7 protein-coding genes are annotated in these 4,906 nt (G+C 67.1%); 5 read left to right on the forward strand and 2 right to left on the reverse strand.

What is annotated here, in order from left to right; all coding sequences use genetic code 11:
- Positions 1–138: 138 nt before the first annotated feature.
- Together V6U90_RS32345 and V6U90_RS32350 are read left to right on the forward strand one after the other, a co-directional pair.
- Positions 139–609, forward strand: a complete 471-nt coding sequence (locus tag V6U90_RS32345; protein WP_334444806.1) for an NUDIX hydrolase — start codon at positions 139–141, stop codon at positions 607–609.
- Positions 610–758: 149 nt separating this feature from the next.
- Positions 759–1,265, forward strand: coding sequence for an HD domain-containing protein (locus V6U90_RS32350; RefSeq protein ID WP_334444816.1), 507 nt, complete (start codon positions 759–761; stop codon positions 1,263–1,265).
- 117 nt (positions 1,266–1,382) lie between these two features.
- Here V6U90_RS32350 and V6U90_RS32355 read toward each other — a convergent pair whose 3' ends face one another.
- Both V6U90_RS32355 and V6U90_RS32360 read right to left on the reverse strand, forming a co-directional pair.
- Positions 1,383–2,267, reverse strand: coding sequence for a phosphotransferase enzyme family protein (locus V6U90_RS32355; protein WP_334444808.1), 885 nt, complete (start codon positions 2,265–2,267; stop codon positions 1,383–1,385).
- 123 nt (positions 2,268–2,390) lie between these two features.
- On the reverse strand, positions 2,391–2,855 hold the full coding sequence (locus V6U90_RS32360) for a GNAT family N-acetyltransferase (RefSeq protein ID WP_334444810.1): 465 nt from the start codon (positions 2,853–2,855) through the stop codon (positions 2,391–2,393).
- Positions 2,856–3,146: 291 nt separating this feature from the next.
- On the opposite strand from V6U90_RS32360, the gene V6U90_RS32365 reads away from it, so the two are divergent.
- From V6U90_RS32365 to V6U90_RS32375, 3 genes are all read left to right on the forward strand, one after another.
- A complete protein-coding gene (locus tag V6U90_RS32365) occupies positions 3,147–3,674 on the forward strand; it encodes a DUF6244 family protein (protein WP_334444812.1) in 528 nt (175 codons plus the stop codon).
- 173 nt (positions 3,675–3,847) lie between these two features.
- Positions 3,848–4,270, forward strand: a complete 423-nt coding sequence (locus V6U90_RS32370; protein WP_334444818.1) for a hypothetical protein — start codon at positions 3,848–3,850, stop codon at positions 4,268–4,270.
- Positions 4,271–4,283: 13 nt separating this feature from the next.
- Entirely contained in the window at positions 4,284–4,733 is a 450-nt protein-coding gene (locus V6U90_RS32375; RefSeq protein WP_334444814.1) for a SitI3 family protein, read from the forward strand.
- The last annotated feature ends 173 nt before the right edge of the window (positions 4,734–4,906 follow it).

Raw genomic sequence — 4,906 nt, forward strand, 5'->3', positions numbered from 1 at the left:
ACTCACCCCATATCGAAATGATCAACCGGTGATCGCCGCCAACCGCGTCGGTGGATCGAGGCTCAGGGTGCAGCTGAGCTAGGCGGAGCTCACTGCGGTATCGATGCGCTGGTAGCCGCATTCGACGGGAGATGACGAATGGCGCGCCGTGACTACCTCAACGACCCCAATGCGCCAGCTGCCAACAGCGTGGTGCCGTCGGTTGTGGCGGCGGTGCGTAACCAGCACGGTGAGCTGTTGATGATCCACCGCACCGACAACAACCTGTGGGCGCTACCCGGCGGTGGCCACGACATCGGCGAGTCGATCTCTGACACGGTGGTGCGGGAGGTGCGCGAGGAGACCGGCATCGAGGTGGAGGTCACCGGCCTGGTCGGGATCTACACCAACCCCCACCACGTGATGGCCTACGACGACGGTGAGGTACGCCAGCAATTCTCGATCTGCTTCACAGCCCGACCCGTCGGCGGGGAGCTGACGACCTCTAGTGAGTCGCGGCAGGTCCGCTGGGTGGATCCCGCCCAGCTCGACCAGTTGGACATACATCCCTCGATGCGGCTGCGTATCGACCACGCCCTCGAGGAACGGGCAACTCCGTACATCGGTTGAACAAGAAGGGGCGTTTCACCGTCGGAGGACGTCCCAGCGGTCCCGACAACAGGGTGGGGCGGTACCCGTTGTGCGGCTACCGTTCGGGGGTGTCAAACCTCATGACCGTCGCTCGAGACCTTGCCGCTGGCTTGCTCGACACCCCGCAGATGGGCCGGCGCTGGGCCCATGTCCAGGGTGTCGGCCGGCGGGCCGCGCAGTTGACGGTCGCGGTCGAACCGGGTGATCGTGATCTGCTGGTGGTAGCCGCGTGGCTGCACGACATCGGCTACGCACCCGGCCTTGTGGATACCGGCCTGCACTCCCTGGACGGCGCGCGATACCTGCAGCACCACGACTACCCGCCGCGGCTTGTCGGCCTGGTGGCCCATCACACCTGTGCACGGATCGAAGCAGCCGAGCGCGGTCTCGCGAACCAACTCGCCGACTTTCCGCTCGAAGAGGGACCCGTGATGGACGCGCTCGTCACCGCTGACCTCACGGTCGGGCCGAATGGACAACGCCTCGACGTCGACGAGCGCATCAAGGAAATCCTCCGCCGGTACCCGGCCCAGAGCCCAGTTCACCGGGCGATCCAGCGTGCCGAGCCCCTTCTCGTCGCGCACGTCCGTCGGACACTGAACCGGCTCGACGAGGCGGAGCACAGGGCACAATGACGGTCGCTGGCGATGGGCGTAGATCAGCTCAGTGATCCGTGCTGCTGGTGGCTGTGGCAGGAGCGGTCGCGACCGTGGCCCGGCTCGCACCGTCAGGTCCTCGCCCGGCCCCGATGGTCAGAGGATCTGCCACTGGCCGAAGTCTCGGTCGCCCTGCCGAAGGCCAGCGATGCGGCGGTGAACCTCGGTTGCGGCTTCAGTGCCGGGCCGAGACTTGCGGGCGTTGGTGGCGATCATCTGTAGTTCGCGGAGTTGGCAGAGGTCTTCGAAGCCCTGCCACGAGGTGACATCCCAGCCGTACGCGGCAGTGAAGTCGGCGAAAGCAGCAGGAGCCGGTTGGGTGAACCGGCGACAGTGAACGGCGACGGTGGCCAGGTCCCACTCCCGCGGGCCGATGGCAGCCCCGTCCCAGTCGGCAAGTACCGGCGTGCCGTCGAAGCGGCGCAGAGCGTTACGGGTCTGAGGGTCGGACTGAATCAGGCTCATGCCGCGGGGGAAACCCATCTCGAACCAGCGTGTGGCCAGCGACTCCAGATGCTGCAGCAGCAGGTCGCGATCCTCCGCACTGATGATCGTCGAGCGTTGCAGCGATCGGCGGATGTTGTCGATCGGCTGAAGCGTCGGCAGGTCCACCGGCGGGGCAGGAAGGGCGTGCAACTCCCCGAGCAGCGCACCGAGCTCAGCCGCGGTGACCGGTGAGTCGTACGCCGGGTCTAACCGCTGCCAAACGGTCACGGCATGCTCGCTAATAAGCAAGGGTTGGGGTAGCCACGGGATCAGGCAGACGGTCGGGAACCCACGAGCAGCCAGCCACTGCACGACGGCCACCACAGCGCGGGTGCGCTCCAGGCCGAACTCTACCGGCGCGATCTTGACGACCATGTCGCCGACGGCGTACACGGCGTTGGTGTGATGCCGCAACAGGCTGGCACCGGCGTCAGACATGTCCAGGCGACGACACACCTCGGCGAGCACCGGACGTGTTCGCGCTTCGACGAACATGGGGCTCCTACGGATCGAGCGCTGCGGTTCCGCCAGCAAGCGTACGGCCGCGCTTCCGACCGGCCCGTACATAGCCGCAACCCTCCGGCAAACCGGGGACTCACCCGGGCCAACCTCGCATAATCAGGTGACGGCCAGGCGAAAGACCTGCCGGGAACCGCCCTCCAGACCGGGATCGACGGCCTCGGCAGGGGCAAAACCAAGGCGCTCGTAGAAGACACGGGCACCGCTGACGGAGGCACCAGGGTGATCGGCCCCAAAGGTGACCACCTCAACGATGCCCGGGCCACGCACAAACCTGCGCATCGCCTCCGCCATTAGCGCACGGCCGACGCCCTTCCCACGTGACTGCTCAGATACGACAAGCCAGTGAACGTGGTAGGTCGGGGCCTTCACCGCGAACAACACCCCACCCAGCAGATCCGGCCCCGAGGAAACAGCGACGATCGCCGTGGACCGGCGAACGTGCTTGCGCACAGCGTCATGGAAGCCGAGATCCTCGGCCATCGGGCCGAACCAGCACTCGACCTGGGCCGCCAGGCCAAGGAAACCATGGAAGTCTTGCTCTCCCGCAAGTCTGACGATCACCCGAGCAGTCTGACAGGAACGAGGCAAACCTTGCCTGATGCGGCACCAGGCACGCGGGTGGACGGGATCATCCGGCGGATCGGCTCCCGCCGCTGCCGGGCGGCCACTGCGCTTGCGTTTACCGACCGAGTCTCCCGACGCGAACACCCGCACCGCCATCCGCGCGAGTGCTCACTCGCGGCGGCTGTCTGCGGGCGCCGACCGCCTTACCGGTGTCTGGTGGCCTCGCGAGTAGCCCGGTAGGTTCAGGCATCAAGCACTTTCATTACCGTCGATTGGAATGCCGGTCACGTGTCGCAGGTCGAGAAGATCACCGGTGAGCTCCGCGCGCTGATGACCGGGGTCGAACGTGCGCAGGGGTTGGCAGCCGCCGCTGACAGTCAGGCGCAGGAGGTGGCGTTGCGAGCCGCCGGCGCGGGCTTCGTCGCCGTAGCGGCGGGCGTGGCGCGGGTGCGCAACGCGATCACGGGCATCCAGGGCGGCCTGGGAAGTCTCGCCGGTTCGATCGGTGAGGCGACGAAGGCCACCGCGGCGGTGCCGAACGAGGCCACCCCGCAGGAGACGATCGCCGGGCTGGCGCCTGTGCAGAGCGCCGTGGACGCCGCTCGTGACGCGGCGACCGGGGCCATCACCGGCGTCGGTGAGGCGCAGCAGCTCGTCGCCATGGTTCTGCAGGGCGGGCAGCCCGGGCCGCTGTTGCAGGCCCTGGAGGCCATCAAGCAGGTCCTGGTGCTGGTCGTTCAGCGCACCGGCGGGGCCCGGCAGGCCATCGAAGGGGCGATCGCGCAGGCCCGGCAGTTGGGGTCGTCGGGAAACTGACGGGGGCTGGCGGTCATCCACCGGCCAGCCCTGCCCCTGCTACCACCGGCAGCCCATCCCCGACGACCTCCACCCTGGGCGGAACTGTCTCCATGGACACTGACGCGTCAATCCCGTGGACCAGGCGTCCCACCGGCGTCGCCGGCGGGTCGCCTACCGGACGTCGAACCCGGATCTCCGCGAACGAGAAGCCACGGGAGCGACGTGCCCTGGAGTTGGAGAACGAGTGTGCCGACAGGGTCGCCGGCAAGGGGTACCGGGTTCACCAGAACCCCACGAGGCAGGAGGTCGCGGACGCTCGACGCGAAACCGGGGATTCTGGGAGGCCGGAGAAGGCCCCCGACTTCCTCATCGAGGGGCATGTCTTCGACTGCTACGCGCCTACTCCTCCTGTGCCGGCCCGCGCCGTCTGGAGCGCGGTGTCCAGGAAGGTTGACACGGAGCAGACCCAACGCGTGATGTTGAACCTCCACGACTGGCGAGGAGACCTCGCCGCCCTGCACAAGCAGTTCCACGACTGGCCCATCACAGGGCTGAAGGAACTGGCGGCGGTAACGCGCGACGGTGCGATCATTCAGATCATCCGGCGAGACTGATGAAGGGGTGCAGATGGCTGTCGAGTACCGGCTGACGCTGGCGGGCGACATCCCACTCGAGCAGGTGGCGGAGCTGGCTGCTCCCGAAGCGGTCGAGACGGTAACGGCGTCCGGCGGCCGGAGGCTCAGCGCCGACCTGAACGACGAGCACGGGTACGTCGTGGACATCACCGGCGGCAGGCACGGCTACTACTGCGCCGAGGATGACGGGGGTTCCCTGTGGCAATGGGAGCCGGAGACCTACGTCGACGTCAGCTTCTACATGCGCAAGGACACCCTGGTCGACAAGGGCAAGCCCCACATGCTGGCGACCGTGGCCAGGATCCTCGCCGGCAGGGCCGAGGACGCGGCCCTAACCCTGAACGGCGACGTGCTGATGCTGACGCGCGTCGCGGGCACCCTTCAGAAGCACAACACCGACGGGTGGTACGACGAAGATTACGACAGAATTCTCCACCTCTGACGCGCCAATAAATCGATTCGGCGAGGGCGTGTTCTGGCTCGCCACCGTGAGAGGCGTCGTCTGCAGCAGCATCGCGCGTAACCGCGAAGGAACTCAGAACGGTAGCGCTGAGCCTCGATCCACCGACGCGGTTGGCGGCGATCACCGGTTGATCATTTCGATATGGGGTGAGT

Source organism: Micromonospora sp. CPCC 206060 (assembly GCF_036906895.1).
Classification (GTDB): domain Bacteria; phylum Actinomycetota; class Actinomycetes; order Mycobacteriales; family Micromonosporaceae; genus Micromonospora.

What these genes read in the sequence shown, in the direction of transcription:
- V6U90_RS32345 (WP_334444806.1), top strand. Translation starts at nt 139, where the DNA reads ATGGCGCGCCGTGACTACCTCAACGACCCCAATGCGCCAGCTGCCAAC.
- V6U90_RS32350 (WP_334444816.1), top strand. Translation starts at nt 759, where the DNA reads ATGGGCCGGCGCTGGGCCCATGTCCAGGGTGTCGGCCGGCGGGCCGCG.
- V6U90_RS32355 (WP_334444808.1), bottom strand. Translation starts at nt 2,267, where the DNA reads ATGTTCGTCGAAGCGCGAACACGTCCGGTGCTCGCCGAGGTGTGTCGT.
- V6U90_RS32375 (WP_334444814.1), top strand. Translation starts at nt 4,284, where the DNA reads ATGGCTGTCGAGTACCGGCTGACGCTGGCGGGCGACATCCCACTCGAG.